The organism is Brevundimonas sp. DC300-4 (assembly GCF_049897365.1).
Taxonomy (GTDB): Bacteria; Pseudomonadota; Alphaproteobacteria; order Caulobacterales; family Caulobacteraceae; genus Brevundimonas.
In genome coordinates, this window is record NZ_JAFCWC010000003.1 from 157,549 (window position 1) to 176,728 (window position 19,180).

Consider the following 19,180-nt stretch of genomic DNA (forward strand, 5'->3'; position numbering starts at 1 on the left):
AGCCTCTACCAGCGCGGATCGACGGGCGCACCGCCGAACATCTCGGCCATCCGGTCACGGGTCGACCGGTGCGCATCCTCGGGCAGGCTCCGCGGATCGAACCAGCCGGTCTCGGCGATCTCGCCATGGTGGGTCAACGCGCCCGCCTCGAAGGCGTCGAAGCGATAGACCAGGACATGATCCCCCTTGAAGAACCGCTCGTTGGAATGGACCGAGACCAGCCGGCCGGGCGTGGTCGCCCTCAGCCCCGTCTCCTCGAACAGCTCGCGCGCGGCGGCGTCCATGGTGGTCTCGCCGCGATCGACACCGCCGCCCGGAAGCCACCAGCCGGCCAGATAGGTGTGTTTCACCAGCATGACCCGCCCCTGGGCATCGACCGCCACGGACCGCACGCCTAGCGTCATGCCGCGCTGCAGGCGCGAGTAGGTAAAAAACAGCGGCCGGGTGAAGGGCTCGATTCGGACGCGCCAGTTCATGCGGCGACGCTACAGGACGACGACCTCGCCGTCCTCCTTGACGAACCGTTCGGGCCGCCGGTCCAGGACCTCGAACACCCGCTCCGACGGCCGCCCCATCACCACGCCCAGCGGCGTCTCGACGATCGGCCGGTTTACGAGGATCGGATGCTCGACCATGGCCGAGATCAGGGTCTCATCGGACACCGCCGGATCGAGCAGACCCAGCGTTTCGGCGGGCGTGCCTTTCTCGCGCAGGACGGCGCGGGCCGGAACGCCCATGCGCGCGATCAGATTGGTCAGTTGCGACGCCGTCCAGCCGCTCTCGAGATAGAGCACGACCTTCGGCGCATAGCCCTGGTCGAGAATGGCCCGGAGCACATTGCGAGACGTGCTGCAGTCCGGGTTGTGGAAGATGGTCACGGGAAAGTCGGTCATGGCCGCCTTGTCCGACAGGGACGGCCGACGATCAACGCCTGCGTCAGACCGCCGGGATCGTGCGGCCCGTTCCGCCGCCCGGATGGCCGCCCGCTCGCTGGGGCAGTAACAGGATCAGCCCCACGATCACGACGGCGAGCACGGCCGATGCGACAGGTCGGCTAAAGGCCAGTCCGCCGTGGTCCAGCGGCTTGTCGAGGAAGTCGCCCACCGTCGCGCCCAGCGGTCGCGTCAGAATGAAGGCCGCCCAGAACAGCAGCACCCGATTGACGCGCGTCCACAGCGCCAGCCCGGCCACGACCGCCAGCAGGGCTCCGAACACCGCTGCCGCGCCCAGGTAGCCCAGCCCGCCGGTGTCCGCCGTCCAGTCGCCCAGCGCCGTGCCCAGGGTCTGGGACAGAGTGATGGTCACCCAATAGAAGATCTCGGCGCGGGGCGAGCTGACGGTGTCGGACTGAATCTCGCCCTCGACCCTTCGCCAGACGAACAGCGACGCCAGCACTGCGGCCAGCAGCAAGGCCGAACCACCCGTATAGCCGATCCCCAGCGACCGCGTGGCGAAGTCGGCCAGGGTGGTCCCGGCAGTGGTCGAAGCGATGATCGTCGCCCAGTACAGGAACGGGTGACGCCGCCTCGCCCGGATCTGCGCCGCCACCAGCACCAGCAGGATCGTGGCGAAGATCGCCGTGCCGGTCAGATACCCCAGCCCCATCGACATACTGACGGTATCGCCGCCGGTCTCGCCCAGGGTCGTGGCCAGGATCTTGATCAGCCAGAAGCCGGCGGTGATGGCCGGGACCTTGCTCAGGATATCGCGTTCGCTAGGGTTCACGGCGGTCGCCTTGTTTGTTCGTCACAACGCTGATCTTCAATCGGGGCTTTGTTGCGTTCCAGGCCTTGCTCGCATCGACACCTTGAACCGTTCGACTGCGCCCTCTATTCCGGCGTCACAATCAGGAGCTCCCCATGCTGGCCCTCTACATCATCCTCGGCTTCGTCGCCGTTCTCGGCGCCATTAACCTGTTCGAGTTCGGCCGAGTTGACTGAACCCCAGCGCGGCGCGGCGCTCGTCACGGGCGGTGCGCGCCGGATCGGCCGCGCCATCGTGCTGGCTCTGGCCGCGCGCGGCCATGACGTCGCTATCCACCATCGGGATTCGGTCGCGGACGCGGAGCAGTTGGCCGAAGAGGTGCGCGCGCTCGGTCGCCGCGCCGCGGTCCTGCCCGCCGACCTGACCGACGAGGCCGGGACCCGCGCCCTGATCCCGGCGGCGGTCGAGGTGCTCGGCCCGATCTCCATCCTGGTCAACAATGCCTCAGTGTTCGAGGATGACCGCGTCGGCAGCCTGTCCCGCGAGACCTGGGACCTGCATCTGGAGACCAACCTTCGCGCCCCCCTCGTCCTGGCCGAGGCCTTCGCCGCCCAGGCTCCCGACGGCGCCTCGATCGTCAACCTGCTGGACCAGCGGGTGCTGAAGCCCGACCCGCGCTTCTTCTCCTATGCCCTGTCGCGAAACGGCCTGTGGTGGGCGACGCGGACCCTGGCCCAGGCGCTGGCCCCTCGCATTCGCGTCAATGGCGTCGGCCCCGGTCCGACCCTGGCCTCGATCCATCAGTCGGAGGCCGAGTTCGCCGCCGAACAGGCCGCCATGCTTCTGGGCCACGGCCCGTCGTCCGAGGACATCGCCGGAGCCGTCGTCTATCTCGTTGACGCCCGCTCGGTCACCGGCCAGATGATCGCCGTGGACGGCGGCCAGCACCTGGCCTGGCAGACCCCCGACATCGCCGAGTGAAACCCGCCGTGATCCAACCCCTTTCGGCCGCCCGGCGCGCCAACCTGACCGTTTTCGTCAAGGGCCTGCGGGTCGAGGCCGGTATCGGTGTCTACGACCACGAGCACGGCCGGCTGCAGACCCTGGTCATCGACGTGACCCTCGATCTTGGCCCCGCCGAGGTCCACGGCCTTTCCGACACCATCAACTACGAAACCGTCGCCGCCTCCGCCCGCCGCATCATCGCCGAGGGCCACGTTGGCCTGGTCGAGACCTTCGCCGAGCGGCTGGCCCTGCACTGTCTGGAGGATGCCCGGGTGCTCGGCGTGACCGTGCGGATCGACAAGCCGGACGCGCTGGAGGCCGCCGACGGGGCCGGGTGCGAACTGACGTACAGACGCTGAAGGGTCTCGTCCGAAGGACAAGGGGGCTGCTGATTCGGCTCCAGCCTTGCCTTTGCCGGCTTTCGGCACGACATGTCGCCGCGCAATGCCCCAGGTTCGTTTCACCCGCCGTTTCTCGATGGCCCACCGCCTGCTCTCCGACCCCGCGTCGCGGTGCGCGGTGCCGCATGGCCACAACGAGTTCGTCCACGTCGTCCTGGCCACGGAGGCGGAGATGGATTTCGGCGCCTCGAACTTCGTCACTTCGTTCGAAACGCTGAAGGGCCGCTGGCACGGCTTCATCGACAAGGCCGTGGATCACGCCTTCCAGCTGAACGGCGCCGATCCCATGCTGGCCTGGTTCCAGGCGAATGAGCCTCAGCGGGTCGCCCGCCTGATGGTGTTCGACGGCGATCCGACGACCGAGGCCTTTGCGGTCGCCCTGCGTCGCAAGCTGGACGCCATCCTGGCCGACGACGGCTCCCCCTACCGCTGCGTGGAACTCACCCTGGAAGAGACTCCGACCAACGCCATCATCATCGGCGAGCACCTGAGCGCCGCCGAACGCGCCTGGGCCGCCGGAAGCTGGATCGATCGGGCGGATCTGTCGATCAACGACCTGAAGGGGTAAGGTTACGCGCGGTTCGGCTTGCCTCCGACCGGCGGCCCCGCCATTGTCCTGACCATGAACGCGAGGACCCCGATGGCCGAGCCCGGCGATCCCAATGCGCCCCAGACCTCTGATCCGGAGCTGCATGACGACGACCTGATCGGTTTTGCCTCGCCCGCCGCGCTGGAGGGTCAGATGCGCGCGCCCGCGCCGCACCCGGTCGAGCCTGAATCTGAAGCGCCGGCTCCCGAGCCCGAGCTTTTCGTCGCGAAGCCCGGCCCGGTGGACGCCCCGGTTCCCGAGATCGCCGCGCCGAAGCCGATCCCGAGTCCGCCGATCACGGCGGAACCGATGCCGCAATGGGCCCGCGAGACGCCGATGCCCGAACAACCCGTCGGCGTTTTTGCGAGTCGCCGCCAAGAGCCCGCGCCGATCGACGGCGCCATGGGCATCTATGCCGTCTATGCCCTGATCCTGTTCGCCGTGCCGACCCTGGGCGTCTCGGCCCTGATCGCTCTGCTGGCCGTCACCGGCCGTGCAGGTCCGCAAGGCGAAGTGGCCGCCAGCCATTTCATGTTCCAGCAGCGCACCCTGTGGGCCGGCGCCGTCGTCGCCCTGCTCGGCGCCATCCTGATCGCTGTGGGCCTGGGCGTCTTCGTCCTGTTCGTCCTGGCGGTGTGGTTGATCCTTCGCGGGGCCGGCGGCGTTCTGAAACTCAAGGCGGGCCGTCCGATCGAGCGACCGCGCGCCTGGCTGTTCTAGGAGAGTCCCCATGTCCGACGCGTCGCAACCTCGGCTCGAGCCCGGCCACGAGGCCGAGGGCAAGCCCGCCGCCCTGATCGCCTGGGGCCTCTACATCCTGTCGATTCCGTCGGCCAATGTGCTGGTCCTGGTCGGCTTGGTCGTCGCCTACGCCGCGCGCGGCTCCGCCACCGGTCTCCCGCGCCAGCATATCGAGGCCCAGATCGCGCTGTTCTGGTCGGTCTTCTGGTGGACCATCGCCCTGTGGGTGCTGATCGCGATCAGCATGGCGGCGTCGATCATCCTGATCGGCATCCCGTTCCTGCTGCTGTTCGGTGCCCTGTGGTTCCTGCTCAGCATCTGGTTCACGGTGAAGAGCATTCTCGGCGTCGTGAACCTGATGTCGGACAAGCCCGCCTGATCAGGCGTGACCATACGGAACGGTGCGTCGACCCAGGGGGTTTGACTGCCGTGCCGAGGGGATACTCATGACCGAGTTCTGCGACGTCGTGGCCGAGCAACGGTACGAACAGGGCTTTACCGACGCCGACGGCGAAACCCGTCGCGTCTGGGCCGATTATTCGGTTCAGGGGAACCGTCGCGCCATCCTTCACGTCGAGGCCGAGGACGAACTGCGCGGCTCCGGCGCAGCGGGCAAATTCATGCAGAGCCTCGCCGACCACGCCCGCGCCGGGAACCATAGACTGACGCCGGTGTGCAGCTATGCGGTCGCCTGGTTCAGGCGGCATCGGGACTACGCCGACGTGATCGGCTAAACCTTTCGGGGCGCTACGTCATTCGCCCGGCAACGGACCGGCAGGAGCAGGATGGACAGCATCGACCTTCAAGCCGTTCAGCAAGGGCTCGGCGCCGCTGCCGGTCCGCTCCAGACCTGGGTCCTGCCTGCCCTGCTGGGGCTCGGCCTCGCTTCGGCGACCGGGCTGCGCACCTTCCTGCCGCTGCTGATGCTGGCCCTCGCCGCGCGGTTCGGCCTGTTCGGCATCCAGTTGAACGACCAGATGGACTGGCTGGCGGACTGGCCCGCCATTGCGGCGCTTGGCGTCGCTGCGGTCGTCGAGTTCGCGGGCGACAAGATCCCCGTCGTCGATCACGGCCTCAACGTACTGGGCGCCTTCACCAGACCGGTCGCCGGAGCGGTCGCGGCGGGCAGTGTGTTCGCCGGCCTCGACCCGACCACGGCCGCCATCGCCGGGGTCATCGTCGGCGCCCCGACCGCCTTCGCCTTCAACGCCGCCCAGGGAGGAGCCCGCCTGACCTCCACCGCGACGACCGGCGGCGTCGGCAATCCGGTCCTGTCCCTGATCGAGGACGTGCTGGCCTTCTGCACGGTGATCCTGGCCTTCCTGGCCCCGATCCTCGTTCCGGTGGTGCTGATCGTCCTGGCGGTTCTGGTGTTCCGCCTCGCGAAGCGCCTGCGGCAGAGGCTTTACGCCCGTGACGGCGTCACGGCAGGCGCGACACGATCGCCTTGATGGTCTGGGCCTTGGCCGGCAGGTCCTCGGCCAGGCGCGACGCGATTTCCCTTGCCCCGACCGGATAGGCGTCGCCGCCCTTGGCGATCTCGTCGGCCAGGGTCGCCGCGTCGTTCAGGATTTTTTCCAGCGCCTCGACCTGCTCAATGGCCAGGGCGCGTGCTTCCATCTGTAGGCGCCTGACCCGCTCGCTGGTGCTTTCGGGGGCGCGCATGAGGTCATAGACCTCGGATTCGACGACGAGTCTCAGGTCGGGCTTGTTCGGCTTCTTCGTCGGCATCGGCAATCCTCTTTCACGGAGGACAATGGTGATGTGGTCAAGCTGTTCCTCGCCTTCGCGGAGCGTTGTGTTTGTCGTCCCGACTGTTGCCGGGGCGCCGCAGCAGGGGCTGACTCCCGCGGCCCAAACGGCTAGGCTTGAGCAGTCCGGAGGGAAACCATGCGTGTGTTTCAGGCGGGAGTCGGGGTGGCGCTGGGTCTGATCGCGGGGGCCGCGAGCGAGCCCGCGGCGACGCAGGAACGCGTAGTCACGGAAATTCCCTATATCACCTGTGACGGCTCGCTGTGGCGGGCGCGTCTCGACGGCGAACGGTTTCTGCATACGGCCAGAGACGCCGATGCGGGGCACGAAGACACCGTCATTTATTATCAAACCTGGGACGGAGGCTGCTGGCGTGCGAGGTGGGACGCCGATGCACGCCGGTTCGACCATTCGCCCTTCGGCGCGGGGTCGGCCCATCCCGACGCGATCCTGAACTTCCTCGACTGGGAAGGTGTGCCCTGGACCGCCCGTCGCGACGGTGACGACTGGATCGTCACGCGACCCTAGAGCCCACAGAACATCGCGCGGGTTCGGCCGGCGACCTCAGGCCTCTTCCTGTTGCCGCTCTCGCTCCTCGGCGGTCATGACCTCGGCGGCGTCCTCGTTCAGGGCCTGGGCCTCGCGCCGCGGCTTGACGTAGGGCTCCGGCTGCGGCGTCGTCGTATTGTTGCGCCACAGATTGCGGCCGGCCTGCAGCCCGCCCGAGACCTGCAGCACCAGCCTCTCCTCGTCGCGACGACGCACGTCCTCGATGGTCTCGCGCGCCTCGTCCTCGGAGAAGCCGAGGTCCTTCAAAACATGCTCGCCGAACGCGAGAGCGCTTTCGAAGGTCTCGCGGATATGGAACTCCACGCCCGCGTTGATCAGCCGGATCGAATGACCCCGATCATAGGCGCGCACGAACAGTTTGGTCAGCGGGAACTCGGCCTTGACCAGTTCCACGATCCGGTCCGCCGCCTCAGGCTTGTCGACGCAGACCAGGATGGTCTCGGCCCCCTCGGCGCCCGACGCGCGCAGCACGTCCAGGCGCGAGCCGTCACCGTAATAGACCTTGAAACCGAACTTTCCGGCGGCCTGGATCATCTCCACATCCATGTCGATGATCGAGACATCGACGTCGCGGGCCAGCAGCGGCTGCGCCACGACCTGGGCGAACCGGCCGAAACCGATGATCAACACCCGCTCGCGCAGGTTCGCGGCCCGGTCCACGCCATCCGCCGTGTCCGGATCCAGCGCCTCGTCCGGTCTCAGCCTGTCGGCGATAAACAGCCGAAGCGGTGTCAGGGCCATCGACAGAATGACCATCGCCGACAGGATCGCCGCCGTGCGCGGATCGAACAGGCCGGCCGCCCCCGCCGTCGCATACAGGACGAAGGCGAACTCCCCGCCCTCGCCCATCAGGGCGGCGCGCAACAGCCCTTCGCCGTGGCTCTGTTTCAGCCGGGCGACGGCATAGACGCCGATCATCTTCAGCGCCGAGAAGGCTACGACCCCGCCCAGCACCCAGGCCCAGTCGCGCACGACCACGGCGAGGTCCAGCGACATGCCGATGGCCAGGAAGAACAGGCCGAGCAGGATGCCGCGGAACGGCTCCACATCGGCCTCCAACTGGTGCCGGAACGTCGATTCCGACAGCAGCACGCCGGCCAGAAAGGCGCCCATGGCCATGGATAGTCCGCCCAGACTGACGGCAAAGGCGGAGCCCAGCACCACGACCAGCGCGCCCATTGTCATGACCTCGCGCCCGCCGTAGCGCGCCAGAAGGCGGAACAGCGGGTTCACCAGCCAGCGCCCCGCGACATAGACCCCGGCCACGGCCGCGACCGCTGACCCGATGGTGATCCAGACCGGCCTCGCGGCCTCCACGGCCGTCCCGTAGGTCGCGGCCAGGGCGGCGACGATCGCCAGCAGCGGCACGATGGAGATGTCCTCGAACAGCAGCACCGACACGACCCGCTGGCCCGCCGGTCCGGATTTCTCGTTCCGCTCGTCAAGCAACTGCATGACGATGGCCGTGGACGACAGGGCGAAGCCGAAACCGGCGATCACCGCTGCATACCAGGGCAGACCCGCCAGCAGGGCGGCCCCGGTCAGAAGGACGGCGCAGGTCATCACCTGCACGGCGCCGAGGCCGAAGATTTCCCGCCTCAGGCTCCACAGCCGCGCCGGGCGCATCTCCAGCCCGATGATGAACAGGAACAGCACGATGCCGATCTCGGCCACATGCAGCATGGTCTCTGGCTCACGCACGACGCCCAGGGCCGACGGTCCCAGGATCAGACCGGCCGCCAGATAGCCCAGCACGGCGCCCAGGCCGAACCGCTTGAACAGGGGCACGGCGACGACCGCCGCCGCCAGCAGCGCCACCGCGTGGCCCAGACCCATTCCCGTCGGTTCCGCCATGATCCGTCCCGTGCCGCGAGCCCCTATAGTGGCGACGCTTTGCCGCGATTGCGAGGGGCTTCAGGCTTTCGCTAGCTCCACGATCCGCTTCACCAGCCCGCTCTCCGGGTCGCCCAGCGGGTCCAGGACGGTAAAGTGATTCAGGCCCGGCAGGGCCTCGAACCGCGCCTCCACTCCCTTGCCGCCCCAGTCGTCCGCCATGTCCCGCGACTGGCGCACGAACTCGCTCGTTTCGTCCGCCCCGACGACGCAATCCAGAACCGTCCCGCCCGGCGTCGATCCGTTCGGGACCGGCCAGTGAACCGGCGACAGGGCGGCCGCCTCGCGCGCGTCCAACCGCAGCGCCTCGTTGAGCGAGGTCGGGATCAGCGGCTCCAGATCGAACAGGCCCGAGATCGCGACGGCCGCCGAAGCCCGTCCCTCCGACAGCATGCAGGCCGCCAGATGCCCGCCGGCGGAATGGCCGAACACCACCGGCCGCCTGCCGGTCCGTGTGCGGATCAGCGCCACCGCATCCCGAATCTCGCCGATGATCCGCCCCAGCCGCACATCGGGGCACAGGTCATAGGACGGCACGGCCAGGCTGACGCCATGCTTCAGAATCGCCGGCGCGATCCAGCTGAACCACGATCGATCCAGCGCCTGCCAGTATCCGCCATGGATGAAGACCGCGACCGGCGCGTCCGGCCCGGCCTCGAACAGGTCCATGACCTCACGCTTGCCGGGGCCGTAGGGCAGGGCGGTCGGCGGATGGAGCACGCGCGCCGCCTCCGCATCCGCCTTCCACCGGGCCATGACGACGGGGTGATCGGGCACGGCGGCCCGGTTGTTGTATCCGGCTTCGAGATCCAAGTCTGATTGGGGGGGCTTATCGCTCACGTGCGCATCCGCTACTCAAGCCCCCGAACACCGGAGCCCACGACCATGATGACCGCCATCTTCGTCTTCATCAAATGCGAGCTGGGCCACGCCAATGACGTCGCCGCCGACATGGTCGACAATGTTGAATATGTCTCGGAGGTCTATTCCACCTCGGGCCAGTACGACCTCCTGGCCAAGTTCCAGCTGCCCCGGGAGATGGACATCGGCACCTTCGTCACGAAGTCGGTCCAGACCCGCCCCCACATCCGCGACACCTTCACCGTCATCACCTTCTCGCCCTTCCTGCCGACGAAGTGACGCCCGGCGTCTCCTCCCTGTCGCGCAGCGATGGGGAGGTGGCTCGGAGCGAAGCGGAGAGACGGAGGGGTTCTTGCCGCCGTCTGGAGCCCCTCCGTCTGCTCGCAAGAGCTAGCATCCACCTCCCCATCGCGAAGCCGCGACAGGGAGGAGACAAAACGCTCGAAGCTGACGCGGCGTCACGGTGGCTTCTCCAGACTGATCGCTGCTAACCTGTCCCTCTGAGGCGCAGGCACAGGCGTCAGGGAGCGAACCATGGCCGATCTGGAAACCTTCCGCGCGGAGACGCGCGCCTGGCTCGAGGCGAACTGCCCGGCGGAATGCCGCGGTCCGCTCGACAATGACGAGGACCGCGTCTGGGGCGGCCGCAACGCGACCTTCAAGACCCCGGCCCACAAGCGCTGGATGGACGCCATGGCCGCGCGCGGCTGGACCGCGCCCCAATGGCCGACCGAGTACGGCGGCGGCGGTCTTGACCGGGAACAGGCCAAGGTCCTCGCCTCGGAGATGCGCCGCATCGACGCCCAGATGCCCCTGTCGTCCTTCGGCATCTGGATGCTGGGCCCGGCGCTGCTGCAGTTCGGAACCGAGGAACAGAAGAAACGCTTCCTGCCCGAGATCGTGCGTGGCGAGATTCGCTGGTGCCAGGGCTATTCCGAACCCGGCGCCGGTTCCGACCTGGCCGCCGTCCAGACCCGTGCCGAGGACAGGGGCGACCACTGGATCATCAACGGCCAGAAGATCTGGACCTCCTACGCCGACAAGGCCGACTGGATCTTCTGCCTGATCCGCACCGACCCTGAGGCACCGAAACACCTCGGCATCTCCTTCGTCCTGTTCGACATGGCCACGCCCGGGGTGACGACACGGCCGATCGAGCTGATCTCGGGAAAGTCCGCCTTCTGCGAGACCTTCTTCGACGACGTCCGCGTCGAGAAGGAAAACCTGATCGGGACGCTCAACCGCGGCTGGGACGTGGCCAAGGCCCTGCTTGCGCACGAGCGGACGATGATCGGCGCCGTCGGCGACATGGGTCGTCCGATCAGCCAGGTCGCGACGGATTCCATCGGCCTCGACGATGCGGGTCGTCTCGACGAACCGATGCTGCGCACGAAGATCGCCGAGCTGGAGATCGACGCCGCCGCCTTCCGCCTGTCGATGGAGCGGGTCGGCGATCAGGTGAAGGCCAAACAGGTCTCTCCGGCCATCGCCTCGATGCTGAAATACTATGGCTCGGAGCTGAACAAGCGCCGCCACGAGCTGGCCATGGCCGCCGGCGGCTCGGACGCCCTGGAGTGGGAAAGCGAGCGCTCGCACAAGGGCACGCCGGCCCGCGACTGGCTGCGCACCAAGGCCAATTCGATCGAAGGCGGCACCTCCGAGGTGCAGCTGAACATCATCGCCAAACACCTGCTTCAGCTGCCGGGAGCCTGAGCCCATGCCCCTGATCCTGACTGAAGAGCAGACCATGCTGAAGGACGCCGCCGACGGCTTCCTCAGCGAAAACGCGCCCATCGCCCACTTCCGCAAACTGCGGGACACGAAAGATGCTGATGGCGTGTCGCGCGACCTGTGGAAGGCGTTCGGCGAGATGGGATTCGCCGGCGTCATCATCCCCGAGGAACACGGCGGCTCCGGCCTCGGCGCGGTCGAGGCGGGCATCGTGGCCGAGGGTCTGGGCCGCACCCTGACGCCTTCGCCCTTCTTCGGCTCGTCGATCCTGGCCGCCCGCATCCTGATCGACGCGGCTTCCGCCGATCAGCAATCCGCCTGGCTACCGAAGATCGCGGCCGGAGAGGCCATTCTGTCACTGGCTCTCGATGAGGGGCCGAAACACCAGCCGTCGCGGATCGCCACCACGGCCGAACGCAGCGGCAACGGCTTCAAGCTCAACGGCGCCAAGGGCTTCGTCCTCGACGGCCACATCGCCGACGCCCTGATCGTGGCGGCCAGGACCGACGCCGGCCTGACCCTGTTCCTCGTCGATCCGAAGACTTCTGGCGTCGAGATCGAGCGCACTGTCATGGTCGACGCCCACAACGCCGCCCGCATCACCCTGACCGACGTCCACGTCGACTCTGACGCCGTCATCGGCGACGTCGATGCGGGCGAGGCGGCCCTCGAGGGCGCACTGAACCTTGGCCGTGCCTGCGCCGCAGCCTGTCTGACCGGCGCTGGCGACCAGGCCTTCCTGACCACGGTCGAATACCTCAAGACCCGCAAACAGTTCGGCAAGCTGATCGGCGAGTTCCAGGCCCTGCAACACCGCGCCGCCCACCTGTTCACCGAGCTGGAGCTGGCCAAGGCCGCCGTCCTCGGCGCCCTGCAGCGCCTCGACGCCGGCGCGCCGAAAGCCGACCTCGCCGTCTCCATCGCCAAGGCCAAGGCCGGCCGCGTTGCGGAGCTGGCGGTCCAGGAAGCGGTCCAGATGCACGGCGGCGTCGGCATGACCGAGGCGTACGATGTCGGCCTCTATATGAAGCGGGTGCGGGTGCTGAACGAACTGCTCGGCGACGCCGGCTTCCACGCCGAGAAGCTGGCGCGGGCTGGGGGATACTAAACCCTCCCTCTCCCGGCGGGAGAGGGCTTGAGGCCCGCAGAGCGATAGCGATGCGTCTTGGCCGAAAGGGTGAGGGGCTGGCGCTAATCGGTGAGGGCACGCCCCTCACCCTTTCACGCAAGGACGCCGGCAAGCCGTCGTGCGCTCAAGCCCTCTCCCGCCGGGAGAGGGTGACGCGCTGAACCACCCCCGCTAAACCTCCCGCCAAGGGAGACTCCGCATGACGCTGAACAGCGCGACCTATCTGACCGGTTTCGGCAACCACTTCGCCACCGAGGCCGTCCCCGGCGCCCTGCCGATCGGCCGGAACTCGCCACAGAAGACGCCGATGGGGCTCTATGCCGAGCAACTCAGCGGCACGGCCTTCACCGCCCCGCGCGCCGAGAACCGCCGCAGCTGGCTCTATCGCCTGCGCCCTTCGGCCCAGCATCCGGCCTATCAGCCGTTCGATCGGGGTCGCGTCCGCTCCGGCCCCTTCCACGACGCCCCGCCCAGCCCGAACCGCATGCGATGGGACCCTCTGCCCCTGCCGACCACGCCGACCGACTGGGTCGAGGGTCTGGTCACCTATGGCGGCAATGGCGATGCGGAGGCCCAGGTCGGCGTCGGCATCCACCTCTACGCCGCCAACCGGTCGATGACGGACCGCGTCTTCTACGACGCCGACGGCGAGCTGCTGATCGTGCCGCAGGAGGGCGACCACGCCTTCGTCACCGAGTTCGGACGGATCGAGGCCAGCGCCGGCCATATCGTCGTCATCCCGCGAGGCGTTCGCTTCCGTGTCGAGTGCAGCGGCCCCATCCGCGGCTATGTCTGCGAGAACTACGGCGCGCCGTTCCGCCTGCCGGACCTGGGCCCCATCGGCTCGAACGGCCTGGCCAATCCGCGCGATTTCGAGACCCCGGTCGCGGCCTTCGAGGACGTCACCCGCCCTACGGAATGCGTGCAGAAATATGCCGGCCGCCTGTGGGTCACGACCTTCGATCACTCGCCGCTCGACGTGGTCGCCTGGCATGGCAACAACGCGCCCTACCGCTGGGACACGGCCCGATTCAACACCATCGGGACGGTCAGCTTCGACCACCCGGACCCCTCGATCTTCACCGTCCTGACGTCGCCATCGGACACGGTCGGCACGGCCAACTGCGACTTCGTCATCTTCCCGCCGCGCTGGATGGTGGCCGAGGACACCTTCCGTCCGCCGTGGTTCCACCGCAACGTCATGAGCGAGTTCATGGGTCTGGTGACCGGCGCCTATGACGCCAAGGAGGGCGGCTTTGCCCCCGGCGGCGCCTCGCTGCACAACTGCATGAGCGGCCACGGCCCGGATCAGGCAAGCTACGAAAAGGCGGTCTCGGCCGACCTCAAGCCGCACAGGCTGGACAATACCCTGGCCTTAATGTTCGAGACCCGTTTCCCGATCCGCACCACGGAATGGGCGCAAACCACGCCGACGATGCAGCTCGACTACGACGACGTCTGGACCGGCTTCGCCAGGGGCGACGTCTCCAAGTAAGCAAGGACTATTCATGCGCATCCTGATCGTCGCCCTCGCAATGTTGTCCGCAGCCTGCTCGCCGATGGCTGAACAGGCCCCGGATGCCGCCGCCCCGACCCAGACCGCGGGGGCGGCCTGCGCCGCGCGGGGCGGGGAGATCATGCGCGTCGGCCGGTTGCAGACCTCGCGCTGCGTCGTGCCCTTCCCGGACGCGGGCAAGGTCTGCCGCGACGGTGACGACTGCCTCGGCGACTGCCGCGCCGAGACCGCGGGTCCGCGCGAGGGAGCGGTCACCGGCGTCTGCGCGCCAAATGACCTGCCGTTCGGTTGCAACACCCCGGTCGAGAACGGCCGCGCCGGCCCGACCCTGTGCGTCGACTGACGGCCCCCAAGGTACAGGACGCATCCGTGCAGGTCATGCTAGCGTTTCTGTCGCATGACCCTGCCTGAACTCGCCGCCCTGCTGGGCCTCAACCTCGCCCTGCTCGCCGTGACGATGCTGGCCCTGTGGGGACTGGCGCTGCGGCTGAAGGATGTCAGCTTCATCGACGGCGTCTGGCCCTTGGGGATGCTGCTCCTGGCCCTGATCACCTTCCCCCGCACCGATGGCGATCAGACCCGAAAATTCCTGCTGCTCTGGCTCTGCGCCGTCTGGGCCGTCCGCCTGGCCTGGCACCTGCTGCGCCGGTGGCGCGCGAACGGCGTCGACGGCCGCTACGCCGAGATCGTCGAGACCCAGGAGAGGGAGCACGGCTGGAGCTTCGGCAAGACCGCCCTGCTGTTCGTCTTCCTGCCCCAGGCGTTTCTGGGGTGGCTGACCTCCCTGCCGGTGCAACTGGGCCAGGTCGAACACGGGCCGATCGGCTGGCTCGGCTGGATCGGGGCCCTCGTCGTCGTGGTCGGAATCGGTTTCGAGAGCGTCGGTGACGCCCAGCTGGCCGCCTTCCGCAAGGATCCGAAAAACAAGGGCAAGGTGCTGGACACGGGCCTGTGGCGCTACACCCGCCACCCCAACTATTTCGGCGACGCCTGCGTCTGGTGGGGGCTGTGGCTGATCGCGGCCGAGACCGGCTGGGTCGGGATCGCCTCGGTGGTCGGGCCGATCTTCCTGACCTTCACCCTGACCCGCTGGTCGGGGATCGGCATCACCGAGAAGGCTATCGGAAAGTCTCGGCCCAAATACGCCGACTACATCCGCCGGACGAGCGCCTTCATCCCGATGCCGCCGAAGAAGACATAGCGAAAACCCCCGCCGCTTTCGCGACGGGGGCTCCGTAGTCTTCTGAAGGCTAGTCGGGGTTCATGACACCCCGTGCCGATCGGCTTAGTGGGCCGGGGCTTCTGGAGCCGAAGGCGAGGTGTTCGGCGTGTTGGCGGTGGTCATGCCGCCATCGGCGTTACCGGCCTGTTGCTCGATGCGGTCGGCTTCAGCGTTCAGGGCAGTTTCCTGGGCTTCGGTCGGAGCGGCCGCAGCTTGCTGCTCCAGGGCGTCGGCCTGGACTTCGGCTTGCTTGTCGGCAGCCGATTCGCCGCAGGCGGCGAGCGAGCCGGCCAGGGCAATGGCGGCGGAGGCGATGATCAGTTTACGCATGGGGAATCCCTTCCAGTGAAGCCGAAAAAATGCACCACCTCACGGAAGGTTCACGGGTGCGTGAAGAAAATTTTGATCGACGCTACGCGATGTCTGCAAAGGCGACGCGTGCGGCCCCGAGCAGGGCGGCATGTTTGTGGGTGATCACCCAGGTCGGGATATCGGCCATATAGTCCTGGAACCGGCCCTTCCTCTCGAACCTCTCACGGAAGGGGCTGGCCTTCAGGAAGGGCAGGATGCGCGGCGCGATTCCTCCGGCGATATAGACCCCGCCCCGCGAACCCATCGTCAACGCCACGTCGCCGGCCACGGCGCCCAGAATGGCGCAGAACCGGGCCAGGGTAGCGCCACAGTGGCTGCGCGGATCGGCCATAGCCTCGTCCGTGATCTGGGCAGGATCATCGATATGGGTCTCGCGGCCGTCGATCTGGGCCAGCGCCCGGTGCATGTTGAGCAGGCCCGGACCGCAGACCAGCCGCTCGATCGACACCCGATCGTAGCGCTGACGCAGGATGCGCAGGATCTCGTCCTCGACAGGATCGCCCGGCGCGAAACAGGCGTGGCCGCCTTCGGACGGCAGGGCGATCTCCCGGCCGTGGATGTCCCGCGCAAGGGCCGACACGCCGAAGCCGGTGCCCGGGCCCAGCACCGCGATGGCGGAATGCGGATCGCCATGGGTCGGGCCGCCCAGATGCGCCAGATCCGCCGCAGGCACGACCGGTGCGCCCCAGGCCAGCGCCTCGAAGTCGTTGATCAGCCGCACAGGGTTCAGGCCAAGTGTCTGAAGCTCGGCCTCCGACACCGCCCAAGGGCTGTTGGTCAGGTCGATGGCGCCGTCCGTCACCGGTCCGGCCACAGCGATGACGCCTCCCGAGGGTTTGACCTCGCAGCCATCGACGAAGGCCGCGACCCCCTTCAGGAAGGTCGGATACTGTTCGGCCGGGAAACTCTCGTGGTGGTCCAGCGTGATCTGGCCGTCGACCATGCGGGCGAGGGCGAAGCGGGCATTCGTTCCGCCGACATCGCCGACGAGAAGGGTGCTGTCGCTCATGCGTCGATCTCCCGGTTCTGCACATTGGGATCGGCGACATCGCGGATCTCGGGTTGCCGCTGCGTCGGTTCGGCCGCGAAACAGATTGAGGCGCCGCGCTCGGCCGACGACACGGCCGCGCGGAAGGCGCCGAACAGCTCGCGGCCATAGCCCCAGCTCTGCACCGAGTTCGGCCGCGCCCGCTCGCGCGTGCTCAGGTCGGCGTCGATGGCCAGGACCCCGGCCTCGGCGTCCAGTCGGACGATGTCGCCCTCGAGCACATAGGCCAGCGGCCCACCCTCCAGCGCTTCCGGCGTCACATGGATGGCCGCCGGGGTCTTGCCCGAGGCGCCCGACATCCGTCCGTCGGTGACGAGGGCGATCGGCACGCCGCGATCCTGCAGCACGCTCATCAGGGGCGAGAGGGAGTGCAGCTCCGGCATGCCGTTGGCTCTGGGCCCCTGGAAGCGCAGGACGATCACGCCGCCCCCGTCCAGCGCGCCCGCCTGGAAGGCCGCCAGCACGTCTTCCTGGGCGTCGAAAACCCGCGCGGGGCCTTCGACCCTGCGATGCTGCGGCTTCACGGCCGAGATCTTGATCACCGCCCTGCCGAGGTTGCCCTTGACCAGCCGCAGGCCGCCCTCGCTGTCGAAGGGGTCGGAGGCGGGACGCAGGATGTCGCGGTCCAGGCTCTCGGCCACGCCATCCTTCCAGACCAGCTCGCCGTCGATCATCGCCGGCTCCTGGAAATAATGATGGATGCCCCGGCCCATGATGGTGGTGACGTCGGAATGGATATGACCCGCCTGGGCCAGTTCCCGCGCCACGAAGGCCACGCCGCCCGCCGCCTGGAAGGCGTTCACGTCGGCTGATCCATTCGGATAGATCCGCGCCAGCAACGGGGTCACGGACGACAGCTGGTCCATGTCGGTCCAGTCGATCAGGACGCCTGCCGCCCGCGCCATGGCCACCAGATGGATGGCGTGGTTGGTCGAGCCGCCGGTGGCCAGCAGGGCCACGATCATGTTGACGATGGATTTCTCGTCGATCACGTCGGCCATCCGGCAGTCGCCGGACTGAGCCAGCTCGACCGCCCGTTTCGCCGCCGCCGCCGTCAGGGCGTCGCGCAGGCCGGTCTCCGGGTGGACGAAGGCGGTCGACGGCATGTGCAGCCCGCCCAGCTCCATCATCATCTGGTTGGAGTTGGCGGTGCCGTAGAAGGTGCAGGTGCCGGGCGAGTGGTAGCTGCCGATCTCGCTGGCCAGCAGGACGGACCGGTCGACCTTGCCTTGCGCGTATTCGGCTCGCACCCGCGCCTTTTCGGCATTGGGGATGCCCGAGGGCATGGGTCCGGCGGGGGCGAAGACGACGGGCAGGTGGCCGAACGCCAACGCCCCCATGAACAGGCCCGGCACGATCTTGTCGCAGACGCCCAGCATCATGGCGGCATCGAAGGCGTCGTGGGTCAGGGCGACCCCAACCGACATGGCGATGACGTCGCGGCTGAACAGCGACAGTTCCATACCCGGCCGCCCCTGGGTGACGCCGTCGCACATGGCGGGCGTGCCGCCGGCGACCTGGGCCGTCGCGCCGACCTCGCGGGTAGCCTTGCGGATCACATCCGGGAAGCGTTCGAACGGCTGATGCGCCGACAGCATGTCGTTGTAGGCGGTGACGATGCCGACGTTGGGCGTCTTGCCGTCCATCACCTTCAGCTTGTCGGCGATGGTCTGGCCCGCGAAGGCATGCGCCCAGTTGGCGCACGACAGCTTGGCGCGACCGACGCCCGCGTCCCGCGCCGCGTCCATGCGGCGGGTGTAGTCGGTCCGCGTCTCTCTCGAGCGCTCGATGATGCGTTGGGTGACTTCCGCCACGACAGGGTGAAGAGCCATCAGTTCGCCTCCGTCCAGACGACTTCGAGCGGGACATTTGCGGCGATCATCGCCGCGATCGGTTGCACGGCCGGATCGCCCTGGGCCTCCCGCTCGAACACCGAACGCTTGGCTGCGCCTTTGAGGGCCAGGATCACCCGACCCGCCGACATCAGGTACGGCAGGTTGATCGAGATCCGCTCCAGGCTCGGCGCTATCCCGTCCCGCCCGTGCGGCACGCCCAGCACCGTGGGCTTCAGCGTCGGCGATAACAGGGTCTTCAGCGTCGGGCTGCCGGGGAACATCGAACAGATGTGCCCGTCCTCGCCCATGCCCAGAAGCACTGCGTCGAACCGCTCGCCGACCGCGGCCAGCCTGTGCGCCGCCACCGCCGCCGCCCGGTCGACGGTGACCTCGGAATGGTACAGCGGAAGGAAGGTCGCCTGTGACGCCGGCCCCTGCAGCAGCACGGCCTTGATCAGCCGCGCGTTCGATTCCGGGTCGGTCTCGGGGACATAGCGCTCATCCACCAGGGTGACCGCGACCCTGTCCCAGCCGATATCCGCCTGGGCCAGGCGGGCATAGACAGGTGAGGGGGTCGACCCGCCGGAGCCGGCGAATAGGGCCCGGCCGTCGGCGAGGACGGCGGCGGCCAGCGATTCTTCGATGCGGCCGGCGATCGTAGCCGACCAGGCGTCGAGGGTGGGGAAGGTTTCGATTTCGGTCATCTTATTTCCGTGCATCCCCGCGAAGGCGGGGACCCAGTTCTGTCGTGAGGCACACGGTCCGTTGGCGGCTGTGCTCACACGGCGCCGCTGATCGCCCAAAGGCCTGG

The 19,180-nt window shown here is 68.1% G+C and carries 24 protein-coding genes; 14 read left to right on the forward strand and 10 right to left on the reverse strand.

What is annotated here, in order from left to right; translation table 11 throughout:
• Nucleotides 1-5: 5 nt before the first annotated feature.
• Genes ACP7AZ_RS06505 through ACP7AZ_RS06515 form a run of 3 tightly spaced genes read right to left on the reverse strand, consistent with a single transcriptional unit; the run spans nt 6 to nt 1,725 of the window.
• Entirely contained in the window at nt 6-476 is a 471-nt protein-coding gene (locus ACP7AZ_RS06505; RefSeq protein WP_426037223.1) for an NUDIX domain-containing protein, read from the reverse strand.
• 9 nt (nt 477-485) lie between these two features.
• Entirely contained in the window at nt 486-893 is a 408-nt protein-coding gene (gene arsC, locus ACP7AZ_RS06510; protein ID WP_426037225.1) for an arsenate reductase (glutaredoxin), read from the reverse strand.
• Nucleotides 894-936: 43 nt separating this feature from the next.
• Nucleotides 937-1,725: a hypothetical protein gene (locus ACP7AZ_RS06515; protein ID WP_426037227.1), complete on the reverse strand. Its 789-nt coding sequence runs from the start codon at nt 1,723-1,725 to the stop codon at nt 937-939.
• 207 nt (nt 1,726-1,932) lie between these two features.
• Between ACP7AZ_RS06515 and ACP7AZ_RS06520 the strand changes: the two genes are divergently transcribed.
• The 7 genes from ACP7AZ_RS06520 to ACP7AZ_RS06550 all read left to right on the forward strand — a co-directional run bounded on the left by ACP7AZ_RS06520 (nt 1,933) and on the right by ACP7AZ_RS06550 (nt 5,891).
• Nucleotides 1,933-2,685: an SDR family oxidoreductase gene (locus tag ACP7AZ_RS06520; protein WP_426037229.1), complete on the forward strand. Its 753-nt coding sequence runs from the start codon at nt 1,933-1,935 to the stop codon at nt 2,683-2,685.
• Nucleotides 2,686-2,693: 8 nt separating this feature from the next.
• Nucleotides 2,694-3,068 carry a dihydroneopterin aldolase gene (gene folB, locus ACP7AZ_RS06525; RefSeq protein WP_426037231.1) on the forward strand — a complete coding sequence of 125 codons (375 nt, stop codon included), beginning with the start codon at nt 2,694-2,696 and terminating at the stop codon, nt 3,066-3,068.
• 85 nt (nt 3,069-3,153) lie between these two features.
• On the forward strand, nt 3,154-3,678 hold the full coding sequence (locus tag ACP7AZ_RS06530; RefSeq protein WP_426037233.1) for a 6-pyruvoyl trahydropterin synthase family protein: 525 nt from the start codon (nt 3,154-3,156) through the stop codon (nt 3,676-3,678).
• A gap of 72 nt (nt 3,679-3,750) precedes the next feature.
• Complete coding sequence (locus ACP7AZ_RS06535) at nt 3,751-4,419, forward strand: hypothetical protein (protein WP_426037235.1); 669 nt, start codon at nt 3,751-3,753, stop codon at nt 4,417-4,419.
• A 10-nt stretch (nt 4,420-4,429) separates the two neighbouring features.
• Nucleotides 4,430-4,819, forward strand: a complete 390-nt coding sequence (locus tag ACP7AZ_RS06540; RefSeq protein ID WP_426037237.1) for a hypothetical protein — start codon at nt 4,430-4,432, stop codon at nt 4,817-4,819.
• A gap of 67 nt (nt 4,820-4,886) precedes the next feature.
• On the forward strand, nt 4,887-5,174 hold the full coding sequence (locus tag ACP7AZ_RS06545; protein ID WP_426037239.1) for a GNAT family N-acetyltransferase: 288 nt from the start codon (nt 4,887-4,889) through the stop codon (nt 5,172-5,174).
• Nucleotides 5,175-5,225: 51 nt separating this feature from the next.
• The gene (locus ACP7AZ_RS06550; RefSeq protein ID WP_426037241.1) at nt 5,226-5,891 is read left to right on the forward strand and encodes a DUF4126 domain-containing protein; all 666 of its coding nucleotides are present in this window, start codon (nt 5,226-5,228) and stop codon (nt 5,889-5,891) included.
• Here ACP7AZ_RS06550 and ACP7AZ_RS06555 read toward each other — a convergent pair.
• Nucleotides 5,863-6,171 carry a hypothetical protein gene (locus tag ACP7AZ_RS06555; protein ID WP_426037243.1) on the reverse strand — a complete coding sequence of 103 codons (309 nt, stop codon included), beginning with the start codon at nt 6,169-6,171 and terminating at the stop codon, nt 5,863-5,865. The two genes, ACP7AZ_RS06550 and ACP7AZ_RS06555, sit on opposite strands and share 29 nt — an antisense overlap.
• A 159-nt stretch (nt 6,172-6,330) precedes the next feature.
• Between ACP7AZ_RS06555 and ACP7AZ_RS06560 the strand changes: the two genes are divergently transcribed.
• A complete protein-coding gene (locus ACP7AZ_RS06560; RefSeq protein ID WP_426037245.1) occupies nt 6,331-6,720 on the forward strand; it encodes a hypothetical protein in 390 nt (129 codons plus the stop codon).
• 36 nt (nt 6,721-6,756) lie between these two features.
• Here ACP7AZ_RS06560 and ACP7AZ_RS06565 read toward each other — a convergent pair whose 3' ends face one another.
• The gene (locus ACP7AZ_RS06565) at nt 6,757-8,616 is read right to left on the reverse strand and encodes a monovalent cation:proton antiporter-2 (CPA2) family protein (RefSeq protein ID WP_426037247.1); all 1,860 of its coding nucleotides are present in this window, start codon (nt 8,614-8,616) and stop codon (nt 6,757-6,759) included.
• 60 nt (nt 8,617-8,676) lie between these two features.
• Nucleotides 8,677-9,495, reverse strand: coding sequence for an alpha/beta hydrolase (locus tag ACP7AZ_RS06570; protein ID WP_426037249.1), 819 nt, complete (start codon nt 9,493-9,495; stop codon nt 8,677-8,679).
• 45 nt (nt 9,496-9,540) lie between these two features.
• Here ACP7AZ_RS06570 and ACP7AZ_RS06575 point away from each other — a divergent pair, with 45 nt between their 5' ends.
• The 6 genes from ACP7AZ_RS06575 (at nt 9,541) to ACP7AZ_RS06600 (ending at nt 15,093) form a co-directional block, all read left to right on the forward strand.
• Nucleotides 9,541-9,795, forward strand: coding sequence for an Lrp/AsnC family transcriptional regulator (locus tag ACP7AZ_RS06575; protein ID WP_303694133.1), 255 nt, complete (start codon nt 9,541-9,543; stop codon nt 9,793-9,795).
• 255 nt (nt 9,796-10,050) lie between these two features.
• Nucleotides 10,051-11,229, forward strand: coding sequence for an acyl-CoA dehydrogenase family protein (locus ACP7AZ_RS06580; RefSeq protein WP_426037251.1), 1,179 nt, complete (start codon nt 10,051-10,053; stop codon nt 11,227-11,229).
• A gap of 4 nt (nt 11,230-11,233) precedes the next feature.
• On the forward strand, nt 11,234-12,355 hold the full coding sequence (locus ACP7AZ_RS06585; protein WP_426037253.1) for an acyl-CoA dehydrogenase family protein: 1,122 nt from the start codon (nt 11,234-11,236) through the stop codon (nt 12,353-12,355).
• Between the two features lie 220 nt (nt 12,356-12,575).
• Nucleotides 12,576-13,871 (forward strand): homogentisate 1,2-dioxygenase, encoded by a 1,296-nt coding sequence (gene hmgA / locus ACP7AZ_RS06590; RefSeq protein ID WP_426037255.1) that lies wholly within the window; start codon nt 12,576-12,578, stop codon nt 13,869-13,871.
• Nucleotides 13,872-13,884: 13 nt separating this feature from the next.
• The gene (locus ACP7AZ_RS06595) at nt 13,885-14,235 is read left to right on the forward strand and encodes a hypothetical protein (RefSeq protein WP_426037257.1); all 351 of its coding nucleotides are present in this window, start codon (nt 13,885-13,887) and stop codon (nt 14,233-14,235) included.
• Nucleotides 14,236-14,289: 54 nt separating this feature from the next.
• The gene (locus tag ACP7AZ_RS06600) at nt 14,290-15,093 is read left to right on the forward strand and encodes a DUF1295 domain-containing protein (RefSeq protein WP_426037259.1); all 804 of its coding nucleotides are present in this window, start codon (nt 14,290-14,292) and stop codon (nt 15,091-15,093) included.
• Between the two features lie 84 nt (nt 15,094-15,177).
• Here ACP7AZ_RS06600 and ACP7AZ_RS06605 read toward each other — a convergent pair whose 3' ends face one another.
• The 4 genes from ACP7AZ_RS06605 to pgl all read right to left on the reverse strand — a co-directional run bounded on the left by ACP7AZ_RS06605 (nt 15,178) and on the right by pgl (nt 19,073).
• Nucleotides 15,178-15,444 (reverse strand): hypothetical protein, encoded by a 267-nt coding sequence (locus tag ACP7AZ_RS06605; protein ID WP_426037261.1) that lies wholly within the window; start codon nt 15,442-15,444, stop codon nt 15,178-15,180.
• Nucleotides 15,445-15,526: 82 nt separating this feature from the next.
• On the reverse strand, nt 15,527-16,495 hold the full coding sequence (gene glk, locus ACP7AZ_RS06610) for a glucokinase (RefSeq protein ID WP_426037263.1): 969 nt from the start codon (nt 16,493-16,495) through the stop codon (nt 15,527-15,529).
• A complete protein-coding gene (gene edd, locus ACP7AZ_RS06615) occupies nt 16,492-18,366 on the reverse strand; it encodes a phosphogluconate dehydratase (protein ID WP_426037265.1) in 1,875 nt (624 codons plus the stop codon). The genes glk and edd overlap by 4 nt, the downstream gene beginning before the upstream one ends.
• On the reverse strand, nt 18,366-19,073 hold the full coding sequence (gene pgl / locus ACP7AZ_RS06620) for a 6-phosphogluconolactonase (protein WP_426037267.1): 708 nt from the start codon (nt 19,071-19,073) through the stop codon (nt 18,366-18,368). Before pgl ends, edd begins: the two co-directional genes overlap by 1 nt.
• Nucleotides 19,074-19,180 lie beyond the last annotated feature (107 nt).

Bases quoted from the DNA above. Each gene is read 5' to 3' on its own strand.
- ACP7AZ_RS06505 (WP_426037223.1), bottom strand. From the start codon at position 476: ATGAACTGGCGCGTCCGAATCGAGCCCTTCACCCGGCCGCTGTTTTTT.
- arsC (WP_426037225.1), bottom strand. From the start codon at position 893: ATGACCGACTTTCCCGTGACCATCTTCCACAACCCGGACTGCAGCACG.
- ACP7AZ_RS06530 (WP_426037233.1), top strand. From the start codon at position 3,154: ATGCCCCAGGTTCGTTTCACCCGCCGTTTCTCGATGGCCCACCGCCTG.
- ACP7AZ_RS06535 (WP_426037235.1), top strand. From the start codon at position 3,751: ATGGCCGAGCCCGGCGATCCCAATGCGCCCCAGACCTCTGATCCGGAG.
- ACP7AZ_RS06540 (WP_426037237.1), top strand. From the start codon at position 4,430: ATGTCCGACGCGTCGCAACCTCGGCTCGAGCCCGGCCACGAGGCCGAG.
- ACP7AZ_RS06545 (WP_426037239.1), top strand. From the start codon at position 4,887: ATGACCGAGTTCTGCGACGTCGTGGCCGAGCAACGGTACGAACAGGGC.
- ACP7AZ_RS06550 (WP_426037241.1), top strand. From the start codon at position 5,226: ATGGACAGCATCGACCTTCAAGCCGTTCAGCAAGGGCTCGGCGCCGCT.
- ACP7AZ_RS06555 (WP_426037243.1), bottom strand. From the start codon at position 6,171: ATGCCGACGAAGAAGCCGAACAAGCCCGACCTGAGACTCGTCGTCGAA.
- ACP7AZ_RS06560 (WP_426037245.1), top strand. From the start codon at position 6,331: ATGCGTGTGTTTCAGGCGGGAGTCGGGGTGGCGCTGGGTCTGATCGCG.
- ACP7AZ_RS06565 (WP_426037247.1), bottom strand. From the start codon at position 8,616: ATGGCGGAACCGACGGGAATGGGTCTGGGCCACGCGGTGGCGCTGCTG.
- ACP7AZ_RS06575 (WP_303694133.1), top strand. From the start codon at position 9,541: ATGATGACCGCCATCTTCGTCTTCATCAAATGCGAGCTGGGCCACGCC.
- ACP7AZ_RS06580 (WP_426037251.1), top strand. From the start codon at position 10,051: ATGGCCGATCTGGAAACCTTCCGCGCGGAGACGCGCGCCTGGCTCGAG.
- ACP7AZ_RS06585 (WP_426037253.1), top strand. From the start codon at position 11,234: ATGCCCCTGATCCTGACTGAAGAGCAGACCATGCTGAAGGACGCCGCC.
- hmgA (WP_426037255.1), top strand. From the start codon at position 12,576: ATGACGCTGAACAGCGCGACCTATCTGACCGGTTTCGGCAACCACTTC.
- ACP7AZ_RS06595 (WP_426037257.1), top strand. From the start codon at position 13,885: ATGCGCATCCTGATCGTCGCCCTCGCAATGTTGTCCGCAGCCTGCTCG.
- ACP7AZ_RS06600 (WP_426037259.1), top strand. From the start codon at position 14,290: ATGACCCTGCCTGAACTCGCCGCCCTGCTGGGCCTCAACCTCGCCCTG.
- ACP7AZ_RS06605 (WP_426037261.1), bottom strand. From the start codon at position 15,444: ATGCGTAAACTGATCATCGCCTCCGCCGCCATTGCCCTGGCCGGCTCG.
- glk (WP_426037263.1), bottom strand. From the start codon at position 16,495: ATGAGCGACAGCACCCTTCTCGTCGGCGATGTCGGCGGAACGAATGCC.
- edd (WP_426037265.1), bottom strand. From the start codon at position 18,366: ATGGCTCTTCACCCTGTCGTGGCGGAAGTCACCCAACGCATCATCGAG.
- pgl (WP_426037267.1), bottom strand. From the start codon at position 19,073: ATGACCGAAATCGAAACCTTCCCCACCCTCGACGCCTGGTCGGCTACG.